This window comes from Zarconia sp. (assembly GCF_057467645.1).
Genome location: NZ_JBRJXU010000122.1, coordinates 51,088 through 77,950, shown reverse-complemented (window position 1 = coordinate 77,950; position 26,863 = coordinate 51,088). Strand labels below are relative to the sequence as shown.

At 48.3% G+C, this 26,863-nt stretch carries 22 protein-coding genes; 15 read left to right on the top strand and 7 right to left on the bottom strand.

Annotated elements, in window-relative coordinates; genetic code table 11:
- The first annotated feature begins 219 nt into the window (after positions 1-219).
- From AC2215_RS18920 to AC2215_RS18865, 12 genes are all read left to right on the top strand, one after another.
- Positions 220-993, top strand: a complete 774-nt coding sequence (locus AC2215_RS18920) for an MBL fold metallo-hydrolase (protein ID WP_486811558.1) — start codon at positions 220-222, stop codon at positions 991-993.
- A 206-nt stretch (positions 994-1,199) separates the two neighbouring features.
- A complete protein-coding gene (locus AC2215_RS18915; protein WP_486811557.1) occupies positions 1,200-2,546 on the top strand; it encodes a lysophospholipid acyltransferase family protein in 1,347 nt (448 codons plus the stop codon).
- 24 nt (positions 2,547-2,570) lie between these two features.
- Positions 2,571-3,500 carry a tRNA (adenosine(37)-N6)-dimethylallyltransferase MiaA gene (gene miaA / locus AC2215_RS18910; protein WP_486811556.1) on the top strand — a complete coding sequence of 310 codons (930 nt, stop codon included), beginning with the start codon at positions 2,571-2,573 and terminating at the stop codon, positions 3,498-3,500.
- A 506-nt stretch (positions 3,501-4,006) separates the two neighbouring features.
- Positions 4,007-4,696 (top strand): class I SAM-dependent DNA methyltransferase, encoded by a 690-nt coding sequence (locus AC2215_RS18905; protein ID WP_486811555.1) that lies wholly within the window; start codon positions 4,007-4,009, stop codon positions 4,694-4,696.
- A gap of 46 nt (positions 4,697-4,742) precedes the next feature.
- Positions 4,743-5,033, top strand: coding sequence for a hypothetical protein (locus tag AC2215_RS18900; RefSeq protein ID WP_486811554.1), 291 nt, complete (start codon positions 4,743-4,745; stop codon positions 5,031-5,033).
- Between the two features lie 276 nt (positions 5,034-5,309).
- Positions 5,310-6,371 (top strand): alcohol dehydrogenase family protein, encoded by a 1,062-nt coding sequence (locus tag AC2215_RS18895; protein WP_486811553.1) that lies wholly within the window; start codon positions 5,310-5,312, stop codon positions 6,369-6,371.
- 47 nt (positions 6,372-6,418) lie between these two features.
- The gene (locus AC2215_RS18890; protein WP_486811552.1) at positions 6,419-7,225 is read left to right on the top strand and encodes a hypothetical protein; all 807 of its coding nucleotides are present in this window, start codon (positions 6,419-6,421) and stop codon (positions 7,223-7,225) included.
- 93 nt (positions 7,226-7,318) lie between these two features.
- The gene (locus tag AC2215_RS18885) at positions 7,319-8,635 is read left to right on the top strand and encodes an NAD(P)-dependent oxidoreductase (protein ID WP_486811551.1); all 1,317 of its coding nucleotides are present in this window, start codon (positions 7,319-7,321) and stop codon (positions 8,633-8,635) included.
- Between the two features lie 30 nt (positions 8,636-8,665).
- Positions 8,666-9,793: a TauD/TfdA family dioxygenase gene (locus tag AC2215_RS18880; protein WP_486811550.1), complete on the top strand. Its 1,128-nt coding sequence runs from the start codon at positions 8,666-8,668 to the stop codon at positions 9,791-9,793.
- 55 nt (positions 9,794-9,848) lie between these two features.
- Positions 9,849-10,952, top strand: coding sequence for a mandelate racemase/muconate lactonizing enzyme family protein (locus AC2215_RS18875; protein WP_486811549.1), 1,104 nt, complete (start codon positions 9,849-9,851; stop codon positions 10,950-10,952).
- 143 nt (positions 10,953-11,095) lie between these two features.
- Positions 11,096-11,506, top strand: coding sequence for an EamA family transporter (locus AC2215_RS18870; protein WP_486811548.1), 411 nt, complete (start codon positions 11,096-11,098; stop codon positions 11,504-11,506).
- 101 nt (positions 11,507-11,607) lie between these two features.
- Positions 11,608-12,549 (top strand): isopenicillin N synthase family dioxygenase, encoded by a 942-nt coding sequence (locus AC2215_RS18865; protein ID WP_486811547.1) that lies wholly within the window; start codon positions 11,608-11,610, stop codon positions 12,547-12,549.
- Between the two features lie 215 nt (positions 12,550-12,764).
- Here the strand turns inward: AC2215_RS18865 and opcA are convergent, their stop codons facing one another.
- From opcA to fbp, 4 genes are all read right to left on the bottom strand, one after another.
- Positions 12,765-14,099, bottom strand: coding sequence for a glucose-6-phosphate dehydrogenase assembly protein OpcA (gene opcA, locus AC2215_RS18860; RefSeq protein ID WP_486811546.1), 1,335 nt, complete (start codon positions 14,097-14,099; stop codon positions 12,765-12,767).
- Positions 14,100-14,257: 158 nt separating this feature from the next.
- Complete coding sequence (gene zwf, locus AC2215_RS18855) at positions 14,258-15,787, bottom strand: glucose-6-phosphate dehydrogenase (protein ID WP_486811545.1); 1,530 nt, start codon at positions 15,785-15,787, stop codon at positions 14,258-14,260.
- 157 nt (positions 15,788-15,944) lie between these two features.
- Positions 15,945-17,081 carry a transaldolase gene (gene tal, locus AC2215_RS18850; RefSeq protein ID WP_486811544.1) on the bottom strand — a complete coding sequence of 379 codons (1,137 nt, stop codon included), beginning with the start codon at positions 17,079-17,081 and terminating at the stop codon, positions 15,945-15,947.
- 40 nt (positions 17,082-17,121) lie between these two features.
- The gene (gene fbp / locus AC2215_RS18845) at positions 17,122-18,186 is read right to left on the bottom strand and encodes a class 1 fructose-bisphosphatase (RefSeq protein ID WP_486811543.1); all 1,065 of its coding nucleotides are present in this window, start codon (positions 18,184-18,186) and stop codon (positions 17,122-17,124) included.
- A gap of 945 nt (positions 18,187-19,131) precedes the next feature.
- Here fbp and AC2215_RS18840 point away from each other — a divergent pair.
- A complete protein-coding gene (locus tag AC2215_RS18840) occupies positions 19,132-20,148 on the top strand; it encodes a hypothetical protein (protein ID WP_486811542.1) in 1,017 nt (338 codons plus the stop codon).
- A 33-nt stretch (positions 20,149-20,181) separates the two neighbouring features.
- Here the strand turns inward: AC2215_RS18840 and AC2215_RS18835 are convergent, their stop codons facing one another.
- From AC2215_RS18835 to AC2215_RS18825, 3 genes are all read right to left on the bottom strand, one after another.
- Positions 20,182-22,776 carry a CHAT domain-containing protein gene (locus AC2215_RS18835; protein WP_486811541.1) on the bottom strand — a complete coding sequence of 865 codons (2,595 nt, stop codon included), beginning with the start codon at positions 22,774-22,776 and terminating at the stop codon, positions 20,182-20,184.
- A gap of 394 nt (positions 22,777-23,170) precedes the next feature.
- Positions 23,171-24,271: a heat-inducible transcriptional repressor HrcA gene (gene hrcA, locus AC2215_RS18830; protein ID WP_486811540.1), complete on the bottom strand. Its 1,101-nt coding sequence runs from the start codon at positions 24,269-24,271 to the stop codon at positions 23,171-23,173.
- Between the two features lie 381 nt (positions 24,272-24,652).
- A complete protein-coding gene (locus tag AC2215_RS18825; RefSeq protein ID WP_486811539.1) occupies positions 24,653-24,808 on the bottom strand; it encodes a hypothetical protein in 156 nt (51 codons plus the stop codon).
- Between the two features lie 42 nt (positions 24,809-24,850).
- Between AC2215_RS18825 and AC2215_RS18820 the strand changes: the two genes are divergently transcribed.
- Entirely contained in the window at positions 24,851-26,050 is a 1,200-nt protein-coding gene (locus AC2215_RS18820) for a glycosyltransferase (RefSeq protein ID WP_486811538.1), read from the top strand.
- 78 nt (positions 26,051-26,128) lie between these two features.
- The gene (locus tag AC2215_RS18815) at positions 26,129-26,863 is read left to right on the top strand and encodes an undecaprenyl-phosphate galactose phosphotransferase family protein (RefSeq protein WP_486811537.1); all 735 of its coding nucleotides are present in this window, start codon (positions 26,129-26,131) and stop codon (positions 26,861-26,863) included.

The window sequence follows — 26,863 nt, the reverse complement described above, 5'->3', positions numbered from 1 at the left end:
CCTTCCCAAAAGACGTGGGGAGCAATTTAGAGAGCGATCGCGTCATCGAGCGTAAGCTATAGTGCTTCGCGCCGATCTATTTACACGATTGAAGAAATAGGTTTTTTCTATTCCCTATTCTCATTCCCCATTCTCTATGACGGAAAATGTGTAATGTAAAGAGCGCGAACTGCTATAAAATTTGGCAATTGAGAAGGACGAGAAAAGCGATCGGGAACCATGAAACGACGACAATTCATTCATTACCTACAAGTCGGAGTCTTGAGTGCGATCGCAACTGGGGGTTTATCCTCGTGGCAAGGAGCGCGCGCTCAATCGAATCGCGGACTGTCCGTTCGCTGGTTCGGTCATACCTGTTTTTCCTTCTCGGGTGGCGGCAAGCAGATTCTGGTGAACCCCTTCCGGGCCATCGGCTGTACCGCTGGATACGAGGAACCCAGTATCGATGCCGATTTGGTATTGGTAAGCAGTTTGTTACTCGATGAAGGGAATCTAGAGGGACTCCCCGAAGACCAAAAACTGCTGTTCGAACCGGGGGCCTATCAACTGGGAACTCTCCGCTTCGAGGGGATTAAAACCGATCACGATCGCAACGGCGGACGGCGGTTCGGTACCAATGTCGTCTGGGGATGGACTCAGGCAGGGATTAATATCCTTCACCTCGGAGGAGCAGCCGCGCCGATTACCTTCGAGCAACAAATTCTCATGGGACGACCGGATTTGCTCTTCTTGCCGGTGGGGGGCGGCCCCAAAGCCTACAACCCCGAAGATGCTGCGGCAACCCTGGAACTACTCAATCCCAAAATTGTCGTTCCTACTCACTATTTCACGTCAGCCGCCGATCCGACGACGTGCGATCTCGAACTCCTCGATGCCTTTTTAGATTTAATTGGGGACGTCCCTGTGCGTCGGGTGGGTAATACCGCCACGATCGCACCGGGGGATTTGCCAGAAACGGGGACGGTGGTTTATGTGATGGACGATCGGGCTTAGGGGATAAGGGAGACAAGGGGACAAGGGAGACAAGGGGACAAGGGAGACAAGGGAGAGGGTTAGGATGGGGTTAGTCGGGAAGATAAGGGCGATCGGGGATAACATCAAGCATTGACTCTCCTTCTGCTCCCCCAACTCCCCCAACTCCCCCAGTTTCCCCAGCTCTCTTCCTGCCACTCGTCTTTCTACACATTCCCCATCGATATATGGATCGCGTTCAACCTCCGCTCAACTTTATCGCACCAGCATTCAATCCCTGGGTCTTGCGACTGGCTCGCCTGAGTTTACCGATTTGGTTGCGATCGCGAGCGGATTTAGCTGAAATTGATGGGGTGAATCTCGATCGACTCGTCAAGCAGTACGATCGCTTTCAAAAGGGCGAGATTCGTTTGATGCTGGCTTTTCGCCATCCCAATCCTAAAGACCCGTTTTGCTTGGGACATTTAATGTGGAATTTGCTCCCTCAAGGGGCGAAAGCACAAGGTGTTTCCCTATCATCGCCGACCCATTTTCACTTTATCTACGATCGCGGTATTCCCCTGTGGGCGGGTTCGGTGGTTGAATGGCTGTTTCCCAAACTGGGGGGAACCCCCATCCAACGGGGTAAGCTCGATTGGGTGGGATTGCGATCTGCCAGGAATTTGTTTGCCAACGGCGAATTTCCCTTAGCTGCCGCACCGGAAGGGGGAACCAACGGTCATAACGAAATCATCAGCCCCCTGGAACCCGGTGTCGCTCAACTGGGGTTTTGGTGCGTGGAAGACGTGCGGCAAGCGGGGGGGTCGCAAGAGGTGATTATTTTGCCAGTGGGCATTCGCTACAGCTATCTAAACGCCCCCTGGAGTCAGGTGGATGCTCTGCTCGATCGCCTGGAAACCGAAATGGGACTCGATCCCTTAAGCGCAGGCGATCGCTACGATCGTCTTTATCGGTTGGGGGGCAAGCTGCTGGTGGTGATGGAACGATTTTACCGCGAGTCCTACCAGCGCCCGCTACCTAAGGATACGGATTTGCCTCAGTCGAACGAGGAAATGGCGACGCGGGTACGAGAGTTGCTCGATAATGCGTTGAGCGTTGCGGAAGAATACTTCGGTTTGAAAGCACGGGGAACGGTGATCGATCGCTGTCGTCGTTTGGAGCAGGCGGGATGGGATAGAATCTATCGGGATGACTTCGAACATCTAGCCAAAGTTTCCCCCATCGAACGGGGACTCGCCGATCGCATCGCCGAAGAAGCGGATTTGCGGATGTGGCATATGCGAGTCGTGGAGCATTTTGTCGCCGTGACGGGCAGTTACGTGCGGGAAAATCCCACCGTCGAACGCTTTGCCGATACGGCGATTCTACTGTGGAAAACCTTCGAGCAAATTCAGGGAAAAACTACTCGTACCCCTCATTTAGGGTCGCAAAAAGCACGGGTAACCATCGGCGAACCGATTTCAGTCAGCGATCGATGGGAGACTTACAGTGCCAGTCGCCGCAGTGGCAAGCAAGCCGTTGACGATTTAACCCAAGACTTGCGAAAAGCCCTCGAAGCGACAATTGACAACTGACAGCGGACAACTCACAATTGACCGATGCAAAAATTAATTGTAATTTGCGGGGCGACGGCGACGGGAAAATCCGGGCTGGCGATGAGTTTGGCGCAACGGCTGAATTCACCAATTCTCAGTGCCGACTCTCGCCAGGTGTATCGGGAGTTCGATATCGGCACGGCAAAACCCACCCCACTCGATCGCCAACTCGTTCCCCATTACCTGCTCGATATCTGCCATCCCACGCAAACGCTTACGGTTGCAGATTACCAGCAGCAAACGCAATCTCTCATTGCTAAGTTTCATCGTCTTTCGTCTCAAAATCGCCTCGATACCGTGCCGCTACTAGTGGGAGGAACGGGACTTTATATCAAATCCATTACCCGGGGGTTGAAAATTCCGAGAGTGGCACCGATGCCGGAGTTGCGATCGCAGCTAACCTCCATCGGACAACCCCAATGCTACGCCATGTTGCAACAGGTGGATGCAGTGGCGGCGCAAAAGATTCACGCTAACGACGCGACGCGCACCCTACGAGCGCTGGAAGTATTTTACGTTACCGGCAGGGGGATTTCCGAGCAACAGGGGGAATGCCCTCCCGAGTATCCCATTTTGCAGATTGGGTTGGAGTGCGATCGCCTCGACGATCGCATCGAACGGCGCACCCATCAGATGCTGGAGATAGGATTGGTGGCGGAGGTAGAATCATTGTGTCAAAAATACGGGCTGGATTTGCCGTTACTCGAGACCTTGGGATATGCAGAAATCAAGCAATATTTAGCGGGGGAAATTTCCCTGGAAAAGGCGATCGAACTGACGATTTTACATACCCGTCAATTTGCCAAACGACAACGCACCTGGTTTCGCCGCGATAAAGATATTGTTTGGTTTGATGGCGATCGAGCTGATTTATTGGATGGGATTTGGGAAGAGCTCGATCGGTTTTTGGAAGGAAACGAGGGAGCATTTTAGTGGTTGCGTTTATTTAATAAAAATTTAATATTTAGTCTGTTGGCCTCCATCCCAAAGATCGAAGATTTAATAAGATCCCCGATTGCATGAGTAGACTGATTTCCCTATATCTCCCTTTTCGGGAGGGGTTAGGGGTGGATTCATCGATCTCCAATTGCACAAGTTATTAAATCCTCATTCCCAAGCTATTCCGATGGGGGAGGGAGTGAACGGTTACGACTTTTAAATTACGGTTACGACTTTTGAATTTGGGCAAGACAAAACGGCCTCATTGCTATATTCTATGAAACTGTGCCAAGCAATAATAGCTTGTAACTCACATAATATTCGACTTAAAGTCTAAAACGTTTTGTTAAGTCTAAAACGTCTTGTTTGGCACCAAAATTAAATTAGTCGGAAGAAATAAGTTTCGCGTCACTCAAATGACGTAAACTCAAAACCGTCAAAAAAGTTAGATATTGCATATTTCGTCCATCAAAATTATCAAGAATTAAGAGGTTTGAATAGTGACTCAAAGTCTGACTCAATACCAAGAAACCGAGGAACTGAGTAGTTTTGATGCGATTAAGGAAGCGCATACCCTCTCTGGGAACCCTGAAGCGATAAAACAGTATTACGATCGATGGTCGTTCTCTTATAATCGCGACGTGGCCAATGAAGAGTACTGCGGCCCCAACTATATTGCGGCATACTTCGATCTGCTACCCAAGCAAGAGAGTAGTATTTTGAGCGGGCACGATCTCGACATCGAAATTTTAGATGCAGGATGTGGCACTGGACTTGTAGGTGCTGCTCTGCATCGCCAAGGTTATCAAAATATTGATGGGCTCGATCTATCCCATGGCATGGTGGAGAAAGCATCCAAAACCCAGGCTTATCGAACTTTAACTGGGGGATGTGACATGACCGAACCCATCGAAACTTACCCTGACAATCGTTATAATGCTGCCATTAGTTGTGGGGTATTTACTCTCGGTCACGTTCCTCCTACCGCTCTCGAAGAAATGATTCGCATTACCAAGCCTGGGGGATTGGTGGTTGTGAGTACTCGCAAAAGCTATTACGACAGCACCGATTTTCAAGCTGTTTGCGATCGACTGCAAGCTGAAAATAAAGTCAAGCTTGTGAGCAGTATTATGGATGGTCCTTACCTGATGGAAGAAGGCGCTCACTACTGGGCTTTTCGAGTTTGCTAAAGCCAACTGACAAACTTTGCCGTATATCTTCTCATGTAGGATCGCCATGACCCTACTCATGAATGCGGTTCTTCTGAGTGGTCGCGGAGGACTAGACAAGTTGGTTTATACCCAAGTGGCAAAGCCTTCGCCCCAGGCAGGAGAAGTCCTCATCCGAGTGGGTGCGTGTTCTGTCAATAACACAGATCTGAACACCCGCACGGGGTGGTATACCGCACAACAGGAGTTGGAAGCAGTTCTCCAAGATACTGCAGCAACACCGATTCACACCTCAACGGCTTGGGGAGCAACCCCGATCGAATTTCCTCGGATTCAAGGGGCTGATATCGTGGGTTGAGTGGTTGAGATCGGTGCTGGTGTTGACCCCAAGCTTTTGGAAAAACGGGTCATCGTCGATCCCTAGATTTGGACTGAACCTCCTGAGTGCGATCGCTATATGGACAGCGAACTGAATGGAGAGTTTGCAGAATAGACTGCTATTCCAGACGCCAATGTTTGTCCGATTCATTCATCCGTGCAAAAGCGTTTTGGGTAAAGTTGCGATACGTCATTCTCAGATAACCCGACAGAAAGTTCTGCCCGAACTAACGATTCTAAATTCAGAGAAAAAATAATGACAGAATTAATGAATGCTGTTGTTCTCAATGGATATGGCGGACCAGAGCAATTAGTGTACGCTCAAGTTCCTAAACCTACGCCCCAGAAAGGAGAAATATTAATCCAAGTGGGAGCTTGTTCTATCAATAATGCAGACATAAATACTCGCACTGGATGGTATGCCGCAGATGAAGGATTTCAAGAAATCTTGCAAGATACCAAGACCAACGAGGGAGGAAAAGCAACCTGGAATCAGATGGGTGTGAAATTTCCACGAATTCAGGGAGCCGATATCGTCGGAAAAGTTGTCGAAATTGGTGAAGGTGTTACGCCAGAGGTACTGAACCAACGAGCGATCGTATATCCTTGGGTTCGTACTGCTAAATTTGCAGAATATCAGTATGTCGGCAGCGAATTTGATGGAGGTTTTGCAGAATATGCGGTCGTTCCGGCAACAAATGCTTATCCCATTAATTCGGATCTACCCGATACTCAGTTAGCAACCCTGCCCTGTTCTTATTCCACAGCAGAAAATATGTTAACGAAAGCCAGAGTTTCAGCCAGAGATACCGTATTAATCACAGGAGCATCTGGTGGTGTGGGTAGTGCTGCAATTCAATTATGCAAAATTCGTGGGGCAGTCGTTATTGCTATTGTTGGAGCGAACAAAGAGCATTTAGCAAAGGAGTTGGGTGCTGATTACGTTTATCCTCGAGATAACCAACTCGCTTCTAATTTGGCGAAGCATGAAATTACGGTGAGCGCAGATGTGGTGGGAGGAGAATATTTTAGTCTGGTCTTCAAAAGTCTAGTTGTGGGTGGAAGGTATGTGACTTCTGGCGCGATCGCTGGTCCACTAGTTGAGTTAGATTTGCGAGATTTGATTTACAAGGACGTGGAGATGAAAGGAGGAAACCGTTATGAGCCAGAAGTGTTTCAGAACTTGCTCGGATATATCGAACGAGGTTTATTGAATCCTCCAGTTGCTAAAGTTTTCCCCCTGAGTCAAATGCAAGAAGCTCAGAAATTTTTTCAAAGTAAAAGCTTTTTGGGTAAAGTCGTAATTACACCATCCTAGTCAGGATAAAAATGAACCATCTATTCAAATAAAGGAATTTTTCGATCGTGGCTATATTATCAAGTGATTCACTCTCTATATCCGATCGTTTACTCAAACGCGGATTTACGATTTTTCAGTCCGATAACCTGAAGAATTTGGCAGGTGTTGATGTTTTTGAGCGCTACAGAAAAAATGTGATGTCCTTTAGGGCAAAGTTGAGAAAGTTGTTTGAACTTGATTTGTCAGTGAAGCGTGGCTTTGAGGCAGCTGTAACAAGTTACGTTCCAGAACTGAATGGATTTGGTCCGGGTTGGTGGCCGGAGTCTAAATTTCCCGATCCAATCGAAAATGTGGATTACGATATCCAATATATTTTATCTAAAATCTATGATGAAAGCCATCCTTCGACTATGTTTGATTTCGATGGCATAGATCCCGATATTTCGTTGGGAGGGAGAGATGATTTACCGAATCTAGAAAGCAATTTTATTAGCGACTTTCTGAGCCAATTTGTTCTGAATCGATTACGCGAGGATCTAGCCGCGAATTTGAATGTTTCTATTCCTAAATTAAAGCAGCAATTTGAGATAGCATACTATCCTCGAAAAGGGTTGCTACCAAAACATACTGACACGCCATTTTTGATGGGGAATATTGGTCCGACGCAAAACTTATATATTCTTCCCTTTGATACACGGGAGCCTTACCAAGTCTTTTTAGAAGAAGGGGAGATTCTCTTGTATACAGGTCGAGAGTTTCGAGAGCTACTTACTTCGGTAGATCGCAAACTTCCGACACCGATGCCACATTGGGTAAACGGGAGTCAGGGAAGAATTGCAATTTTGCTGCCATGTTTTGCCTCCAGACAATAACCTGCTATTGGTAGAGACCCCAAAGTGTTTTTTGGGGTTCTTTTTACCAGTGAATCGGTAGCATGTTCACACAGATTTAAAAATCAAAAGGAAATGATGACTAAACAGAAAATTGCTTACATCGGTACGGGTGCTATGGGCAAACAGCATATCTACAAACTCCTAAATGATGGGTATGAAGTCCAAGTTTACGATAAGTATCCAGAAGCGGCCAAAACAGTCATTGCAAAAGGAGCAGTTTGGAAAGATACTCCCAAGGAAGCTGCCCAAGGGTCGGATCTGGTGATTACCAATTTACCCTTACCCCATCATGTATTAGAAAATATGTTGGGAGACACTGGAGCAGCAGAAGGCATGAGATCTGGTGCAACTTGGATGGATTTTTCCACAACTGACTACCATAATACCCAACATATAGCAGAAGAAGCCGGCAAAAAAGGAATATTAAGCCTAGAATCTCCGGTGAGCAATCTATCCCATATGGGTGTAGATTTTTGTAATGTTAGTTACTATGTTAGTGGCGATCGAGAAGGCTACGATCTGAGTAAAGAAACCCTGGATGCGATCGGCAAAATTTCCTTCTTTGTCAGCAATACGATTGGTGAAGCTCAAACCGTAAAATTGTTAACCAATTTGTTGTTTTATGCACAAATGGTGACATTAGGGGAAGTTTATATGATTTGCAAAATATATGGCATTCCCTTGTTATGGATGTGGGATTATATTCGAGCTTCCCAAGGAAATAGTGTTGTGACAGAGCAAGTAAGTCCATTTATTTTTGATGGCAGTTATGACTATTCCTGTTCCTTGGAAATTACGGTGAAAGATACCGATTTAACCGTCAACTTAGCCGACGAATTGAAGGTTCCATTACCTCTGGGGCGTATTGTGGAAGAGCGATATCGGGAAGCCGGACAGAAATATGATGCCCATGATAATCATGTCAAAGTCACTAAATTAATTGAAGAGGACAACAATTTAGATTTGCGGGTGCCAGATTTTACAGCGCCATCGCCTTATGGTTTAGATCGGAGTTACGTTCATTCTGAGACCAAAGTGGCAGATAGTTATGGTCGGATTAAACCTCTTCCCTATCAACTGGAATATGCTTCTCCCGAGCCTTTAGCCGATGAGAAATTGATGGATATTGCCAAATCTTTGACGGATTTTATGGCTTATATTAATTACTTAATCTTGGGAGAAGCAAATCAACTGGGAAAAGGAATGGGATTGACTGACGAGTTATTAGTGGATGTGATTCGTTGGAGTGTTGGAACCTGTTGGGTATCAGATAATATTGATGCTTATCAACCCAATCCAGAGATTGTGGAGAAAATCAAATCTTTTGATTTTGGCAGTCAGGCGAAGCTCCCAGTTATAACAAAATTTTTGGCACATCTGAGTTCTTAAAAAAGTGTAAACATTCGCTCTTAGCCAGCTATGAAAGAAAATCAATCTTTTGTCATAGTTAACAACCAACGCTTCCACTACATTTGGTTACGGGATAATTGTCTTTCTGAGACAAGTCGCCATTCTACATCTTTTGAGAAACTTTATGACTTTAGTGAAGAAAAAGAATATCCAAAACCAAAGTCTGTGGAGTTAACAGATAAGGAATTGAGAATTGACTGGGATGAAGATCCTCCACATCGCAGCATCTTCCCTATTGAATGGTTGATGGCTTTTGCTTATGATGAAAATTCTCCAGAGTGCTACAACTACAGGCATAAAGAAGCACAAAGTCGCTATCCTGAAGAAATTTTGTGGAATAGAACTTTGCTTGAGAGCTATTTATCTAAGCCGGAAAATTCTAGTATTGGGGTAGATCGAGGATGGAAAGATCTGCTTTTTAGATTTGGTTTTAGTTTAATCCATGATTTAACCCCACAACAACATCAGGATTTTATGGCTTCTATTGGACCAATGCTCTATACCGAAGCAGGAGCTTTCTACGATCTTGAGAGTAAACCTGGAGCAAACGACTTAGGATATACTAGTCATGAACTTACCCTTCACACAGATTTTGTCCACATAAATTATTCTCACTTACTAACTTCTTTTTACATGGTTGAAAATGAATCAAAAGGAGGAGAATCAACTTTAGTAGATGGTTTTCGTGTTGCCCAAGATTTTAGAGAACAATATCCTCATTACTTTCAATTATTAGCCCAAACTTCCATTCAATTCCGTCAATTCTATACAGACTTGCAATATTTTCATAATAAAAGTATCCCTGTTATTCAATTGAATACTGATGGCGAATTGGTTTCTATTAACTTTGCTCACTTCCATGGCTGTAATTGGAATATTCCTTTCGATCTGATGGAGGAGTTTTATCAAGCTTATGCCACTTTCTTTAAGTATCTCAAAAATCCAGATTACCAATACTGTTTTCGTCTGGAGAAGGGAGACTGCCTGCTGATGAATAATAATCGGATTCTTCATGGTCGAAAGTCTTTCGATATTGGTTCGGGGAAACGACTTTTGAGACTAGGATACTTAGTTTGGGATCATGTCATAGGAAGAGAAAACTTTCAGAAATATAAAGATTTATATATGAGGAAATAGCTGTTGCACTCGTGTTCTATTGTTTGACTTAAGAGTGTAAATTTTCCGAAAAATTATGAAAATATCTAAAATTTCCGTCTATCAAGTTACCTTGCCTCTCGAGCATCCCTACAGTTTATCAGGGGGAAGATTGCACTTTGAAAAACTTGACTCTACCATCGTTGCCATCGATACCGATGAAGGTATCCGAGGCTGGGGAGAAGGATGCCCTTGGGGTTCGACTTATTTACCTGCTTTTGGACGGGGTATTCGGGCTGGAATTGAAGAACTCGCCCCCCAACTCATCGGACTCGACCCCAGACGCACCGATTCGATCTATCGAACGATGGATCTCGCTCTCCCCGGTCATCCCTACATTAAATCTGCACTAGATATGGCCTGTTGGGATATTCTGGGCAAAGCCACGGGATTACCGTTGTGCGAACTATTTGGCGGTCGCATCGACCAATCCATCACCATTCAAAATTCCGTTCCAACCGGTACCCCAGAGGAAATGATTGAATCGATAAAACTGGGTCAAGCAAGGGGGGAGACGGTTCATACTTGCAAGATTGGCGCTGATGTTGCTTTAGATATTGAACGAATTAAAGCCATTGCTGCTTATTTACCTCCCAATGAAAGCGCTACTTTTGATGTGAATCGTGCTTGGTTAGTGGATGAGGGGATGCGGGTGATGAATGCAGTCACAGACCGTCTTTTTTATTTCGAACAACCCTGTGAAACCTATGAGGAGTGCTTGCAGCTTCGCAAAGTGACCTCCCATCCCATCATCTTAGATGAATGTATTCAGCGCTATGGCGATATTGTCCGTGCCCAAGCTGATAATGCTTGTGAGGCGATTGGGCTGAAGATTAATCGGGTTGGTGGATTAACGAAAGCTAAGCGCATCCGAGACTTTTGCGTGGAAACGGGAATTCGGATGAATATTGAAGAATGTGGCGGTAGTATCATTGCCGATACTGGCGCTGTACATTTAGCCCAAAGTACCCCAGAAACCCACTTGCGAGCAACTTGGTTGTGCCACGAAATGCTAACAGTTGATACCGCCGAAGGGGGTGCGCGCAATCAAGGAGGTAAAACCGTTGCGCCAGATGCTCCAGGATTGGGTGTGGAGCCAATTCTTGATGTTTTGGGTGAGGCGATCGCGGTGTATGAATAGCTTCTAGAGTGAGTATCACTTGTAAGATTCTGTTTGAAGGTTGATTGACAAGGCACATCGCACATCATAAATATGCAATCTCTGCGACGTTAACTTTTTCCCAAGTTCAAAAATTTCCCTCTTTTAAAAGTCTGGAGTTATTTATGAAAGAGTGGGTGTTACCAACACTAGCAGCAGTATTATGCTGGGGAGGTTGGGCATTTCTACCCAAATTTTCAACTCAGTCTATTCGCCCCAGCAGTGCGATCGTCTATCAAGGCTTGGGAGGTGCGATCGTTGCTTTGTTCGTATTTCTCAATCTCAGAGATCCCTTAGAAACTCACCCAGAAGGGTCTATCATTGCCGTAATAGCCGGAATTCTAAATTTCTTGGGCGTGCTCTTCTATATCAAAGCCGTTTCTAAGGGACCTGTGGCGATTGTTTCCACCTTATCGGCTCTTTATCCCTTAGTCGTCATTGCCTTAGCCGTGACTGTCTTTCACGAAACCTTAACGACTAAACAAACTTGTGGCATCGTGTTTGCTCTGATTTCGATCGCACTTATTGCTACATGAATTTGGAGATGGGAGTGAGAAATTGATGAAAAAAATTCTGGCCTTGTGGGCAATACCCCGATCGACTTCTATCGTCTTGGTTTGTAATGGAGGATAAAACGATGGATACCTTACCCGTTATTTCGTTAAAAAATCTCAAAGATCTCGAGACTTCAAATCCGGGTAACGCAGAACATCAGCGTCTCTATGATATTTGCTTGGAACATGGTTTTTTCTATTTAAAAGACCATGGAATTTCACGAGAATTGGTAAAAAAAACAATTGATGCTTCTCGTGACTTTTTTGAATTACCCAAAGCCATCAAACAACAATACGCACAGGATAAGCAAACCGTTTATCCCAAAACGTCGAGAGGCTATGTACCTCTCTACGGAGAAACGCTCCATGAAGATGTAGGTCCAGACCCGAAAGAAATTTTCGATTTAGGCATAGAACATCCACCTTCAGATAAGCCTTTTACAGGTCCGACTCTAATTCCCGATGATACTGTCGCACCTGGTTTTGCGGAATTTCATGCTCGGCTTCAAGGGGAGATTATGACCAAAATTGTTCCTCACCTCCTCAAAGCACTAGCTGTGGCGTTGAACTTGGATGCGAATTGGTTTGACTCTTATTGTGACGATCCAATTTTAATTCATCGAACGATTTATTATCCTTCTGAATCGGGAGTTGCTGGCAAACATACAGATAACGGTATTTTCACCATATTAATCCAAGAATATTTTTCTACGCCGTCTTTACGAGTTTATACTCAAAACAATTGGATTGACGCAATGTGTTTGGAAGATGCTTTCATCGTGAACTTGGGTGATATGTTGCAGCTTTGGACGAATGGCTTATTTGTCAGTACCCCCCATGAAGTAATTCACAAAAACCCCACCAGCCGTATTTCTATTCCATTCTTTGTTTATCCCAATATTGATGCGGTGTTTCAACCCATCGGAACGAATCAAAAAATTCGATCGATGGATATTATGCTCAAAAACTTTAACTCAATTTGGGTAACCAAAGAAGGAGCCGGTCGGGCGAAAGAATTAAAGTGAAGATTCTAAATTAAATTGTTGGCAATATTTTCCGATCTAAATATACGGTAATTAATTTGGACGAAAATCTCTCAAATCTCCTTGGAGAACGTGATACTTAATGAATTGTTAGAAGAGGGATAAGAGAGAAATAGGGAAATGGGAGAATCAATGCAAGATACGAAATTCTCCCTTGTTTCCCGAAGCTCCCGAGAGCGACTCGAAAGAGTTACCATCTACGATCGCAAATTCAAAATCTGCGCCGTCACCGCCAAACTCTCCTCGTACAACACATCTCGTCCCCAGCGCTGAAGCTGTTGCGCCATCAGCAATTCCGCTTTCTGATCCGTTGAGGCGCTTACCTGTTCCGTGCTGCAAGATTGAGCGCTTCCCCCGGCTTCCATCCTCATGCATCCGGTAGTTTCCGAACAGAGAATCGTGCAGCAGTCGGCATTTTCGTTGGTGGAATTGAGGCGCACGCCGATCAAGTCGCCGGGAATTTCCCCAGAATCGGCCGTGGGAATCGCCGCGAGTTCCGCCTGGATTTCCCGATCGCCTTCTCCTTTAAAATGAACGTGCATCAGTTCGTAATCTCCCCCCTCCTGCACGATCTTCACCGGTTCCCAACCCAGGCGGCTGGAAAACCACCCCAAGAACATCAGCGCCTGTGCCGCATTTCCTTTTTCGTAGTCCAGTGCGATTTCGTCGATTTCCACCAAGGCGGCGCGACGCTGGGGGGGATCGAATGCCGATGCGGTCAGTTCCTGCCAGGGAAGCAGACGATGCCAGTTTAGATCGGAGATGTAGGTTTCCGCTTCGATTAAATGCTGCATTTTCAACAATTCCGATTCCGGATCGCTGAAATAGCAAGAATCGACAATCAGGCAATTGCTAAATTCCGATAGGGTTTGGAATAACGCCTGTTCCGGGTTGGGAGTCGCCTTCCACCAGACGAACTTGGGTAAATCCGGTATCATCAACGAGGTCACCACATCGCTCACCCGCGCCAGTGCTTCCTTCGTCCCGCGCAGGGTAATATATTCGCAGCAAACCAGGTTACTGGTTTCCCCTTTCTGAATCGGACAGTAGGCCGAGACTTGTGCCGTCACCCCCGTATCTTCGCCGAGGGTCGGACATAGGGTAATAATGCGGCAGGGATTGCGATCGGCGATCGCATCGCTAATTCCAAACCCCCGAGCATTTAAATTCGATATTTCCTGCCGATCCTCCGGCTGTTTGGCAAACTCTTCTCTAAGCTTTTCGAGGGTTTCAGTATCGACGCGACCGGTAATTCGCAATTCGTAAGCTTTTTGCGCTTCTCGAATGGCATTTCTCGTTTTCGGACCGTGAATACCATCGATCGCCCCGTCGTAGAAACCCAAACTTCCCAGCAATTGCTGAAATTCTTCGGGTTCGTAAACCACCATACTAAACGTTGCCGCTCTGGTGGCGATCGCCGATGTCTTTCCTTTACCCGCATTTTGACTGAGCCAAATATTACTCAGTTCCGCTTCGATTTCCCCGAGGGAGATATCTTTGGGTTTTTGCAGTGCAACAATTGGAGTACTCATATTTCTTATATTTTGGCTGTAAGGTTGGTTGAGACGAGGAGAGGGTTGGGGAGACACTCAGACGCGGGGACGCGGGGACGCAGGGATGGAGTGACGGGAAAACAACGAAGAAGATCGTGATTCAAGTCATCATTTCCCATTCCCCATTCCCCATTCATCTAGAGTCTGCGCCAGCGTCCCCCATCCCGTTCGAGCAGTAATTCCGCCTCCACCGGTCCCCAGGTTCCCGCTTCGTAGAGAGGAATCGACTCCGGCGGCGCGGGTGCGTCCCAAACATTCAGCAGGGGAGTCAGCACACGCCAGGAGGCTTCCACTTCGTCACCGCGAGTGAAGAGAGTTTGGTCTCCCAACATACAGTCAATCAGCAAGCGGCTGTATGCGTCTGTACTCGGTTTACCAAAAGCGGTATCGTAGCGGAAATCCATATCCACCGATCTCGTTCTCAGCGCACTGCCGGGGGTTTTCACCTCAAATCGCATACTAATGCCTTCGTTCGGCTGAATCCGCATCGCCAAGACATTGGGATTGGCTTGTTTCGCCGCCGATTGGAACATCAAGTGCGGCACTTCCTTAAATTGGATGGCAATTTCTGAGACTTTCTTCGGCATCCGCTTCCCGGTGCGCAGATAGAAAGGAACCCCTTTCCAGCGCCAGTTATCGATATTCAACTTCAAAGCTGCGTAGGTGGGGGTAATCGAGTTGGGATCGGCCCCATCCTCTTCCCGATAACTGGGAACCTGTTTGCCTTTCATCCAGCCTTGGGTGTACTGACCCCGAATCGCCGATTTCTCCAAATTTTCCTCGTCTGCCAGGCGCGTTGCCTGTACCACCTTCACTTTTTCGTTGCGAATGCTGTCGGCATCGAGGGAGTTCGGCGCTTCCATCGCCGTCAGGCAAAACAGTTGCATCAGGTGGTTTTGCACCATATCCCGTAAGGCGCCGGAGGTTTCGTAATACCCGGCGCGTCCTTCCAATCCCACGGTTTCGGCAACGGTGATTTGCACGTTTTCGACGAACTGCCGGTTCCACAATGGCTCGAAAATCGCGTTGGCAAACCGGAACACCAACAGGTTTTGTACCGTCTCTTTACCCAGATAGTGGTCGATGCGGTAGACCTGCCGTTCGTCGCAGACATCTTGCACTACCCGGTTGAGCATTTTCGCCGTACTCAAATCCCGACCGAAGGGTTTTTCGATCACCAGGCGCTGTTTGCTCGGATCGGCGAGCATTCCGGCTGCACCGAGTTGTTGGGTCGCTTCCCCGAAAAAGCGCGGCGCGACGGAGAGGTAAAACACTCGGTTGCCTCGGGTTCCCCGCTGTTGGTCGAGTTCTCCGAGGAAGGCTTTGAGTTTCTGGTAGCTTTCGGGGGAATCGATGTTTCCCGAACAGTAGAATAACCCTTTGGCAAAATCGTTCCAGATTGCCTCAGATTGCAATCCACCGCCAAACTGTTCGACCCCCTCGCGCAGGTGTTCCCGGAAAAAGTCGTGACTCCACTCTCTTCTGGCGACGCCGACGATGGTCAGTTCCGGGGGAAGGCGGCGTTCGAGCTTCATCTGATAGATGGCAGGAACGAGTTTGCGCTGGGTTAAATCTCCCGAAGCACCGAAGATAATCAATATTTGCGGTTCGGGGACGCGATCTTGTTGAAGTCCAACGCGAAGTGGATTTTCTGCAAGTGAAATCATGAGCAAGTGATGGGGTGTGGGGTGTGGGGTGACCGGGTGTGGGATGGGGAAGTGCAGAATTTCCCCTTGTCTCCCATCGCCTCGTTTTCCCGAAGAATGTTAAAAATGGGGAATCGATCGCCTCAACAGCGACCCACTCCCCATCATGTTGGTAATTTTAGACAGGTGCGAGTTGCGTGACTTTGTCTTCGAGGGATTTCATCAGGGACCCGAAGGGTTTGATGAATTTGTCGATGCCTTCGTCGAGGAGTTTTGCCATCACCTCATCCACCTCGATTCCCACTTCCGCCAGAATGGCCATGGTTTGTGTGGCACCCTCGATGTCGGTTTCCACGCGGCTAGCGACATGGCAGTGGTCGGCACAGGCTTCGATAGTGTTGGGAGGTAGGGTATTCACCGTATCGGGCCCGATGAGTTCGTCCACGTACATGACATCGCTGTAGGCGGGGTTTTTGGTGCTGGTACTGGCCCACAGGAGGCGTTGAACTTTTGCACCTTTGGCCGCGAGTGCCTGCCAGCGATCGGTCGCCAAGATTTTCTTGTATTCTTGATAGGCAATTTTGGCGTTGGCGATCGCGACTTTGCCTTTGAGACTTTCTAATTTCTGTTTGAGATCGGCATCGGTGGTTTCGGCGAGCATCTTATCGAGACGACCGTCCACTTCACTATCGATCCGGCTGAGGAAGAAGCTGGCGACGGAGGCGATATTGTCGATGGGTTCGCCTTTTTCTACCCGTGCTTCCAATCCTTTGATATAGGCCCAGAAGGTATCGATATAGGCTTGGACGGAGAAGAGTAGGGTGACGTTGACGCTGATGCCATCCGCGATCGCCTGTTCCACGGCCGGTAAGCCTTCGGGAGTGCCGGGGATTTTAATCATCACGTTCGGACGATCGACGGCTTTGTGATAGCGACGCGCTTCGGAGATGGTGGTTTCGGTATCCCGCGCGATGTCCGGGGGAACTTCGATGCTGATGTAGCCATCGACGCCGTTGGTTTGTTCGTAAACCGGCTTGAAGATATCGCAGGCGTTGCGAATATCGTCGAACACTAAGGACTCGTAAATTTCGGTGACGGATTTGCCGTCTTTGATTCCCGCTTCGATATCGGCATCGTAGATTTGATTGCCGGCGATCGCTTTTTCAAAAATGGCGGGATTGGAGGTAATTCCCCGCAGGCTTCGCGTCACGATCGCTTCTTTGAGCTCTCCCGATTCGATCGCATCCCGAGACAAATTGTCCATCCAGATGCTTTGACCGTATTCTTGAATTTCAAAGAGATGGTTAGTCGTCATAACTGTTCCGTTGTAAGTACGCTAAACGATGTCGATCTATCTAAGAACGGGTGAGAATTTTGTCCTCTGCCATTCGAGCATTTTCTTGAATGAAAGACTCAACCAGAGACACATCTTCTTTACTGCCAATAATTAACGGCGTGCGCTGGTGCAGTTCCCCTCCCACCACATCTAAAATGTCTTGGGTTCCGGTACTGGCACGTCCTCCAGCTTGTTCCATCAGATAAGCTAGAGGGGCCGACTCGTACAGCAGCCGCAGCTTGCCTTCGGGTTTCTTCACCGTACCGGGATAGAGAAATACCCCACCCTGGAGTAATACTCGATGGAAGTCCCCCACCAACGCACCGCTATAGCGTCCGGTGTAGCCTTCGTGGCGATGCACGTAGCGGATGTAATCGCGAATCGAATCCTCCCACTGCCAGAAATTGCCCTCGTTGACGCTGTACACCGCGCCATGCTCGGGAACTGTGATATTCTCTTGCCACAGGATGAACTCTCCCAAACTCGGATCCAGGGTAAAAGCGTGTACCCCCGTGCCGATGGAGTAGACCAAAACGGTACTCGGGCCGTAGAGAATGTACCCGGCCCCGATTTGATTGCGACCGGATTCGAGTAAGTCTCGCGCCGAACCATCTTCATCCTCACCTTGCTGCTGGCGGATGGCGAAAATCGATCCAACGTTTAGGTTGGCATCGATATTCGAGGAACCGTCGATGGGATCGTAGACCAGGGTGTAACGTCCGATCGGGCAGTTCTCGGGGATATAATAGGGCTTCTCCATTTCCTCGGAAGCCAAGCGACAAACTAAGCCACTTTGCTCGAAAACAGAGATGAAAACATCGTTGGCGTAAACATCCATCTTTTTGACGGCTTCGCCTTGGACGTTTTCCGTTCCCGCAAATCCGAGAACTCCAGCCATAATCCCCGCGCGGCTGAGGCGGCGAGAAACTAGTTTTCCGGCTAAGGCAATACGGCTCATCAAGGCACTTAAGTCTTGTGCCTGGGTCGAAAAACTTTGTAGTTGTTGCAGAACGTGGCGAGATAGGGTGGTGCAGTCCCGATCGAGTGCGCGTTCCTGGGCTGTGGGTTGGTATGGATCGGTCATGAAAACGATCTTTCCTCCTTGTGTGCCACGATAGTTTGTATGGCTGACTTTGGGTCAGAGAGCTGTAACTTTGGCAACGCCCGGTCGCTGTGAAATTCTACTTACTATCTTAAAGATGCATTCTGGAATCGGGGGTTAACTTTATACCAACTACAGAATGTTTTCAGATTTGTGAGGTTTGAGTATTCGCCCCTAAGTAGGTTCACGCAAAGGCGATCTCCAACGATAGGATTTGTCGGTAAATTGCGCGCGAGACTTCATCGATCGCGATCTCCTCCTTCCGCAGAACTCATCGCAAATCTGGGAGTTTTATCATCCTAGAGCGAGGAAAGAACCGGATAAAAATTCCCAAATCAAATATTTTTTTAGATTTTTAGCTGACAATTAGATTTGATAAATGCCGCTTTTGGTACTCATAAAACCTGTATTTTATGTTTGTACAAGACGGGTAATAGCAAAGAAGTTTTGAGTGTATATTATAATTCTAAAAATTCCTGAAGGCTTAGAAATTCAAAAATAATAATGACTAGATATTTTTTTATCGCAATCTAAAATCTTAGATCGTGAATCGTAAACTTAAATTTTTATCGAATTTAAAATGGCGTTTTTTTTATATTTTATAGAGATATAAAACCGAAATTATTCTATTTAATAGTTTTAGTTTGGTGTCGAATTAGTAGATTTTGGGTTAGCGCGAATTAGAGTAAGAGATGCTGCGGAAACCTCTTCTCTCATACTCGCCCGAAAACTTATTCCGATTATCTCTGCGTTTTTTGAAACGATCGTTAAAAGTCGAGCTGTGGCGATTTTTTTTGAAATCGGTCAAACTGATGATGGGAACAAATATCGGCAGAAACTTATCAGTTTTTTGAATCGTTCGATCGAAATTTACGGATCGAAATACTTTGCGAGCGAACATCGATCTAAACCTAAATTATCGATTTTATGGCAACCCAAAAATTACCCCACCCCAACCGCAATGCTGTGGTAACTTTGCTAGCAACTCTCATGGGAGTCAATACGCTGATTGGATGCTCCCCGAACATCACGATTAACGTTGGTTCGGACGGACCGGCAACGGAAGCCGCGCCAACCGATACAAACCCTCCGCCGACCGATGACAGCAATTCCCCAGCATCAAGTCCCCGAGTTGAGACCGTCTCAACTGCTAACCCCTCGGAAGCCGTCGTGGCCGAGAACGCCGTGACCGCTCAGGCGATCGGACTAGAAGACTTGCTAACAGATTTACCCCTGGATCGGGGGGCATCTTATACCCAGGTACGCGAGAAACTGATGGCAGATGGCTGGATTCCCCATACCTTTGCCACGAACGGTCCGGTGGGGGATTTTAACGATCCGCTCGTGCAGCAGATGCTAGAGCAAGGTTTCGAGGAAGTGAAAACCTGCTCCGGGACGGGGCAAGGGTTCTGTCGACTCGAATTTGTCTATCAGGATCGGACCCTCGATGGCGGACCCGTTTTGGTGGTGACAACGGCTGCATCGGCCCCCAGCAGCACTGCATATCCCGACCCGACTTTTTGGGATTTTCGCCTCGAGGGCGTTTCCGATCGCACCTATGCCGACCGAAGCTTCGATCGAGCGTTATTTAACCAGATAGAGGAAGAAGATTCTTTTTGCCAGGGGGTGGGACGCTGCGAATACGTTCAATACCAACTCCAAGATGCTTTACTCATCGGCGGTTCCCACGATTTTGGCACGATCCGAATCACGTTGATTCCCAACCAGCCGGTGTTTGAAGAAGACGCGATCTCCTACGCCAAAATCTTTGACAGGACGGAGTCGATCGACTTTACCGAGGCGATCGCGGACGAGGAAGCCAATACGGTTTCCTATCAGATGCAAAATCGCTCCCCAGACTTGGATCGAGGGGTAGCGGCGACGTTGGCTTACACGATGACGGGCAAGGTATCGGAAATCTCGTACACCATTTTCGTCCACTAACCTCCATGATTCATCAAACCCTAAAATCCAGGATTAGCGCCAATTTCCCACAAGTACGAAAGGTGCCCAATGGTAGGGATGATCGTACTTAGAGCTATTTAACAAAGCTTGCTGGGCTTGACGTAGGGCCCCAGCTTTTCCCAGATCGGGATTTTGGACGAGTTGGCGGTAAAACTCCACCATAAACTCTGCGGTGGAGCTATCTTGAACCGACCACAGGGTTGCCAGGGTGCTGCGTGCCCCAGAACGAACGGCAAATCCCGCTAATCCCAAAGCGGCTCGTTTGTCTCCAGTTGCCGTTTGACAGGCGCTCAAAACCAGGAGTTCGATGGGCGATCGAACCGCACGTTCCCCAAGCAGTCGATTTAAAGCTTTGACGTTAATCGGTCCATCCCAAGCAATGAGAAAAGTTTCCTCGGCATTGGAGCTAAACTGACCGTGGGTGGCTAAGTGAACGATGGGAAATAGGTTGGTGCTGATTTGTTCTTGCAAAGCCGCATAGGTAAAATCGCGATCGAGCAAGACTTCAGTTTTCAAGTAGGTGGAAATTTGAGCGACTTCCCGCGCCACTCCCGGCAGAGGATCGTAACCTCCGCGCGCCTCCGTCAATCCAGCGACAATCGCTTTGTTCGAAACCCCATCATTTTCTCCCAGGGTCAAGTTTTCCGTCTCCAGGAGTTGCAATCCAGGGGCGAGAGCCATTTGATATCGTTCCACCAAATACCCTTCGCCATCGTGGAGTGCGGCCATGGATAAATTCCGCAGGGTGCCATCGAGTACGAACACCAAAGTTTCGATTTCGCTGGCGGCTAAAGCCTCCCCGGCCGGTCGAATGAGCCAGTCGTAAAGTTGCTGGGAGTACTGCAAGCGAGTTCGATCGGGCAAAATCGGGTTGAGGTGCAAAATGAGTTTATCGATGGTGGATTCGATTTCTGCTTGGGGAAGAGCGGTTTCGTAGTGAATCAGAGGTCGATCGGGTCTCGATAAGATGACCGCAAGGCGATCGGGGAGAATAATCGGATAGATAACGGCAGCCGTGGGATCGAGCTCGTCGATTTGCACGGGTTGGGTATCCAAACAGACTTCCTGGAAGAAGTTATCGAGTTGAGCCACTTGTAGCGCTTCGATCGCCTTGCGAGCTTGCTTGAGGTTCTTTTGGGGAATCGCATCTCCCGATTGCACGGGCTGTAGTAATAAACTCACGAGTTCCCGGTAAACGGGTTCGACGCTCTCGCGGAAGGAAAACTGAATATCGCGATCGATCGCCACGAGATCCGCTCGCAGGGATTGAAGCGTTTTTACCGCTTCTGCATACACGTCAATCGCCGCTTGGTTTTGCCCTCGGGCTTTTAGAATCCGGCCGAGTTGCCACTGCCACCGGGCGGAAATCTCGCCAGCATCAATGCTTTTGGCAATGAGTAAAGCATCTCGGGTCAGATCTTCGGCTGATTGCCATTGCTCCGTACGCTCGTAGAGATGACCCAAAAGCCCAAGAGCATAAGCCTCCGCGCGAGCATCTCTTAAGCTCCGCGCCAGCTCCACCGCCCCACTTGCCAGCCGCGCGATCTCTGCAAAACTCAAGGGAAAGTCTCTTTGGGCGTACAGCTCGATCGAACTAGCAGCCAAATTGACACGCGCGTAGACGGCCATCCGAGAGGGGGGGAGAAGATGGAGACTTTCTTGAATTCGCCCGACTAATTCTGGAATCCGATCGCCTCCACCCTCCCATTCCTGGGATTTTTGCGCCCACAAGCTCAGTTGGTTGAGTTGAGCCTCAATGCGATCGACGGGATTTCTGGCAGTTTCGCTCCCCTGTCGGTAAAAATCGAGAGCCACTTCCTCATCTCCAGCAATTCTGGCGGTATTGCCCAAACTTGTGAGAATACCACTCAGATCGAGATCGAGGTGTCGGGCAAGTGACAAACTCTCGGTGAGTAGGAGCTGCGATCGCTCCAAGTTCCCGACCCCTTGCAGGGCGATTCCCAAATTATGGAGTCCGACAGCTTTAACGGGGGTGTCGGGTAATGCCGCTAATTGAGTGTTGGAGGCTTCTAAAAGAGCGTTCGAGCGACGATAGAGCCCCAAAGCTTGTAGGGCCTGGGCTTGATTAATTTGAGCCCCTAAGATTCCCTGCTGGTCTCCGATGCGATCGTAAGTGGCCCCGGCCGCTTGCCAGGTTTCGTAGGCAGCTTCGGGTTGCCCTAGAGCCAGTTGCAATTTGCCTCGGGCGTTTAACGTCTTCGCCCGAATAGAGAGCGCTCGCTCGGTGGTGGATGTGGCCGTTAGCTCTAAACTTTGGGAGATCGCCTCTCGGGCAAGTTCCCACTGCCCCAAATCTTGATAGGCCAGAGAAAGATAGCTCTGGGCCAGGGCCCGATCGAGATCTTCTCTCCCAGAGGCGATCGCCTGCTGCCAAAGAGCAATTGCATCGGCAGTGCGTCCCCCTTGGTAAAGCACTCGACCCCGTTCGATCGGTTGTAAGGATTCTAGGGCGACAGATTCCGAGAGCTGCGATCTCGATTCTTCCTCCAGTGAACTGGCTTCGCCGGGAACAAGCTCCAACAACCACAGCAGCCAAAATAACCCACTCAAACTGAGGCAACAGATAATCAAACGAATTACTTTCATGGAATCTTGCTTGAGGAGTCGGCCCAAACTAAAGTATGGACTCGATCGTCTCCAACTTGAAATGTCTTTCGTTGAGAAGTATGACAACTGCCGCACCTGTGAGAGATCCGTTGAGGTGTAGCAGCCAGAGCAAAGAAGGTCGCCTCAAAAAGATGCTAGTTTGTTGCTGGGTGGTCTTAACCACATTCGCGACGACGATGGATGCAATACTCGTTAAACTACGAATAAATCAGCTTTAAGCATACTACTAGTGCTTGAGGTCTGTCATCCGTCAGGCCGACATCTGCGAAGGGTGATTCATCATCCCTCTGGTGTCATTCTCCGAACAGCTTTATATTTTTTCCACGTGACGTTAAGAACGAAGTCCGTTGCTGTGGGCGCAGGGTGACGGGTTTCAGTTATTTTGACTCAACGTATCCGATAAATAATCGGCCGTGGCTTCTACTAAGGCGATCGCATCCTCGTACATCATGCGCGTCGGACCCAAAACCCCAACGCTACCAACGGGAACGGTATCGCGTTGGTAGGTCGTCGAGATCAGGGTACAGGTGCGCATGGGTTCGAGGGGGTTTTCCGCTCCGATGCGCACGTTGACCCGCTTCCCCGATACAGACGCTCCTCCAGGAGGAGCGAACATTAGCGGACCTAGGCGATCTCGTTCTTCTTCGAGTAAAGCCACCAGAGTTTGAACTTGGCTGAGTTCGGCAAATTCCGGTTGTCGCAACACTTCCGCAATTCCGCTCACCATCACCCGATTGGAGGCGGGTTCTTGCAAGCCATCGGTCAAATCGGTCAGCCAGGAGGCGATCGAATCGGCGTAGCGACTAAATTCGCGATCGAGTTCGCTCCAGTCCAATTCCGAAACTTCGGCGATCGAGCGCCCTCGCAAGCGATCGTTTAAGAAGTTCGATAGAATTTGCAATTCCCGATCGATAATTTCTGCCTCGACCGCCGGGTCCGTGGTATCTCCCCCAAGGGGCGATAAATCCATCAAAGTCGAGTGGGTTTCGTAGCCATCGGTAACGACCACCAGCATCACTCGTTTGGGATCGACCTGAACTAATTGCAAGTGCCGCACTCGAGCGGTGTGGGTTTGAGGCAACGTAATCAGGGTAATATATCCACTCAAATTCGAGAGTAACTGAGCCGCACCTCGCAACAAAGCTTCTAGGCTCCAACTTTGCCAATTCAAGCGATCGGAAAGCAAACCGGCGACCTGTTGGGGCAACGTCGCAGAAGGAGTCATCAGCTCGTCAACATACAACCGATACCCGAAATCAGATGGGATGCGTCCGGCAGAGGTATGGGGTTGATAGAGTAGCCCTACTTTTTCGAGAACGCCCATTCCCGAGCGAATCGTGGCCGAGCTCACGCTGAGATTGTATTCATCGACGAGGGCTTTGGAACCCACCGGTTCGGCGGTGGCAACGTAATGTCGAACAGTGGCCCAAAGAATATGTTGTTGCCGATGGGTTAAATCGATTGGCTCAGACATTTTGTCTCAAACAAAGGCTCGGTCAAGTATAAGGATTTCGATCGATGGAGCGCGATGGGCGCCAAAAACAGAAATTAAATAGCTTATCCGATCGAAGTTAGCGAGAACGATCGCTTGAATTTAGAGGGTCGATCGGCGAGGACGTTACACTCTAAAATTGCACCCGAAAAAACGATCCGATTGCCCATCGCTCGATGTCATCGAACGAACGATCTCCTTGCCAGTACGAGAATTTCAGGATACACCAAAGATTTTCAAACATCGGTTCGGAGCGAACTGAAATTGATTTGTGAGTTGATACGATAATTTTTCATTGATTCCCGGTTTTGTTCCGAAAGCGCCTGAAAGAAAACAACACAACCTTAACGACAACAGCCCGATCTAGGCGTAGTGTAGCAGATGTTTCCAGAGCGCGATCGGACTCGAGCGACTTAAATTGGGGTTTTTGGCACGGCGAATCTGGGCGATCGCGGGTTCGTTAAACCGGAGGGTTTTGCTAGTATTTGCCCTAGAGCGCGATCGATGAGGGAATCCCATGACACTCTCTCAACGGTTTGCCGATCTCCTACCCAATGATGAATGAATCACCATAACGGACAATCTATTTTCGAACGACTCCAGTTTGCCCTGGTTCACGAGTGGCTTACACCCCTAGCCACCGGCGGATCGGAATTAGTCGTCAAGGAGATTCTCGGGCATATCGACGCCCAACTCTACGCTCTGATTGACTTTGAATCGAGCAACCCTGACAGCTATCTTTACCAACGCTCGATCGGAACGACTTTTCTGCAACGCTTCCCCCTGGCGCGTCGGGGAGTGCAGAAATATCTTCCCCTACTGCCGCTGGCCATCGAACAGCTCGATTTACGGGATTACGATGTGATTCTGTCTTCTTCCCACGCCGTTGCCAAAGGCGTTCTCGCCAGTCCTCACCAAGTCCATATCTGCTATTGCCATACCCCTATGCGCTATGCGTGGGATCTGACCTTCGATTACCTGCGAGGTTCGAGTGCCGGTCGGGGTTTGCCGGGACTACTCACTCGATACCTACTCCATACTTTGCGCGAGTGGGACGTAGCCTCTGCCAATCGCGTCGATTACTTTATCGCCAACTCCCACCATACTGCCCGCCGGATTTGGCGCTGCTATCGGCGCAAGGCTGAGGTGATTTATCCCCCCGTGCAAATCGATCGATTTCCATTTCAAGAAAAAAAAGAGGATTTTTACCTGGTGGTGTCCCGGCTGGTGAGTTACAAACAAGTAGGGAAGATCGTGGGAGCTTTCAATCGGTTAGGCAAAAACCTCGTCGCGATCGGAACGGGCCCGGAGTTGGAACAAATTCGCGCCCTCGCCCGACCTAATATTCAGGTACTCGGTCCCCAGAGCGATCGCGTCGTCGAAGAGTATATGTCCCGCGCCAAGGCTTTTGTCTATGCGGCTTGCGAGGATTTTGGCATGGCACTGGTGGAGGCGCAGGCTTGCGGAACCCCCGCGATCGCCTACGGGGTAGGAGGCGCGCGAGAAACGGTACGAGATCTTCGAGAGCATCCCGAAACCGGTACGGGGTTGCTGTTTTCGGCTCAGACAGAAGCGGCGATCGTCGAAGCTGTCAAAAACTTTGAGGAGTCTTGCCATCGGTTGAATCCAGAGGCGATCCGATCGCAAGCGGCTCGATTTGCGCCTACAATTTTTGAGAAGCGCTATCTTGCTTTTGTAGAGCGCTGCTGTCAGGAATTTTGGTCTGGAACGCCGGACCGAAACGATCGTCTCAACGTCTGACCTCCGAGCGTTCCGATCCCGAAATCGATGCTCGAAGACTTGACGATCCAGACAGAGTGTGGTGTGAACGGAAGGAATATGATGACTGCCAATAGCCATTTCATCTCCGGCAAGGGTATTTTCGTACTTTTAAAGCGATGCCTTGCCCTACTGCTCTTCAAAATCGGACATTGGGGTTTGATTTTGGGGAGAATGGATACCAAGGTTTCTAAACGAATCTTTGATATTCTATTTTCGCTGTTTGTTTTAGTCTTTTTTTCTCCGGTTTATCTAGGGCTGGCTCTACTCATTTTCTTGAGTTCTCCCGGACCGATTTTTTATATTCAAGAGCGCGTGGGAGAAAACCACCAGACCTTCAACTGTATTAAATTTAGAACCATGGTTCATAATGCGGATGAAGTGCTTGGAGAAATACTAGCAAGTTGTCCTCAAGTTCGCTCTGAATTTGAAGAGAGTTTTAAACTCAAACACGATCCGAGAATTACTTGGATCGGACAGTTTCTGCGCATTACCAGCCTCGATGAGTTTCCTCAATTTTGGAATGTTTTGAAAGGGGATATGAGTGTTGTTGGTCCTCGACCTCTCGTGGTTGAAGAATTACCGAAGTACAGTGATTCGATCGATAAAGTGCTCACCATTCGCCCAGGGATTACAGGTTTATGGCAAGTTTCGGGTCGAAATGATATTCCTTACCCTAAAAGAGTCAAAATAGATGTCTATTATGTGAATTCAAGAAATTTATGGATGGATTTGTGGATTGTCATTAAAACCATTGGAGTGGTCATATTTCCCAAAAACAATGGTGCGTACTAA

Coding starts and splice junctions, on each gene's coding strand:
- AC2215_RS18920 (WP_486811558.1), top strand. CDS start 220: ATGAAACGACGACAATTCATTCATTACCTACAAGTCGGAGTCTTGAGT.
- AC2215_RS18915 (WP_486811557.1), top strand. CDS start 1,200: ATGGATCGCGTTCAACCTCCGCTCAACTTTATCGCACCAGCATTCAAT.
- miaA (WP_486811556.1), top strand. CDS start 2,571: ATGCAAAAATTAATTGTAATTTGCGGGGCGACGGCGACGGGAAAATCC.
- AC2215_RS18900 (WP_486811554.1), top strand. CDS start 4,743: ATGACCCTACTCATGAATGCGGTTCTTCTGAGTGGTCGCGGAGGACTA.
- AC2215_RS18895 (WP_486811553.1), top strand. CDS start 5,310: ATGACAGAATTAATGAATGCTGTTGTTCTCAATGGATATGGCGGACCA.
- AC2215_RS18885 (WP_486811551.1), top strand. CDS start 7,319: ATGATGACTAAACAGAAAATTGCTTACATCGGTACGGGTGCTATGGGC.
- AC2215_RS18880 (WP_486811550.1), top strand. CDS start 8,666: ATGAAAGAAAATCAATCTTTTGTCATAGTTAACAACCAACGCTTCCAC.
- AC2215_RS18875 (WP_486811549.1), top strand. CDS start 9,849: ATGAAAATATCTAAAATTTCCGTCTATCAAGTTACCTTGCCTCTCGAG.
- AC2215_RS18870 (WP_486811548.1), top strand. CDS start 11,096: ATGAAAGAGTGGGTGTTACCAACACTAGCAGCAGTATTATGCTGGGGA.
- AC2215_RS18865 (WP_486811547.1), top strand. CDS start 11,608: ATGGATACCTTACCCGTTATTTCGTTAAAAAATCTCAAAGATCTCGAG.
- opcA (WP_486811546.1), bottom strand. CDS start 14,099: ATGAGTACTCCAATTGTTGCACTGCAAAAACCCAAAGATATCTCCCTC.
- zwf (WP_486811545.1), bottom strand. CDS start 15,787: ATGATTTCACTTGCAGAAAATCCACTTCGCGTTGGACTTCAACAAGAT.
- tal (WP_486811544.1), bottom strand. CDS start 17,081: ATGACGACTAACCATCTCTTTGAAATTCAAGAATACGGTCAAAGCATC.
- fbp (WP_486811543.1), bottom strand. CDS start 18,186: ATGACCGATCCATACCAACCCACAGCCCAGGAACGCGCACTCGATCGG.
- AC2215_RS18840 (WP_486811542.1), top strand. CDS start 19,132: ATGGCAACCCAAAAATTACCCCACCCCAACCGCAATGCTGTGGTAACT.
- AC2215_RS18835 (WP_486811541.1), bottom strand. CDS start 22,776: ATGAAAGTAATTCGTTTGATTATCTGTTGCCTCAGTTTGAGTGGGTTA.
- hrcA (WP_486811540.1), bottom strand. CDS start 24,271: ATGTCTGAGCCAATCGATTTAACCCATCGGCAACAACATATTCTTTGG.
- AC2215_RS18825 (WP_486811539.1), bottom strand. CDS start 24,808: ATGGGATTCCCTCATCGATCGCGCTCTAGGGCAAATACTAGCAAAACC.
- AC2215_RS18820 (WP_486811538.1), top strand. CDS start 24,851: ATGAATCACCATAACGGACAATCTATTTTCGAACGACTCCAGTTTGCC.
- AC2215_RS18815 (WP_486811537.1), top strand. CDS start 26,129: ATGATGACTGCCAATAGCCATTTCATCTCCGGCAAGGGTATTTTCGTA.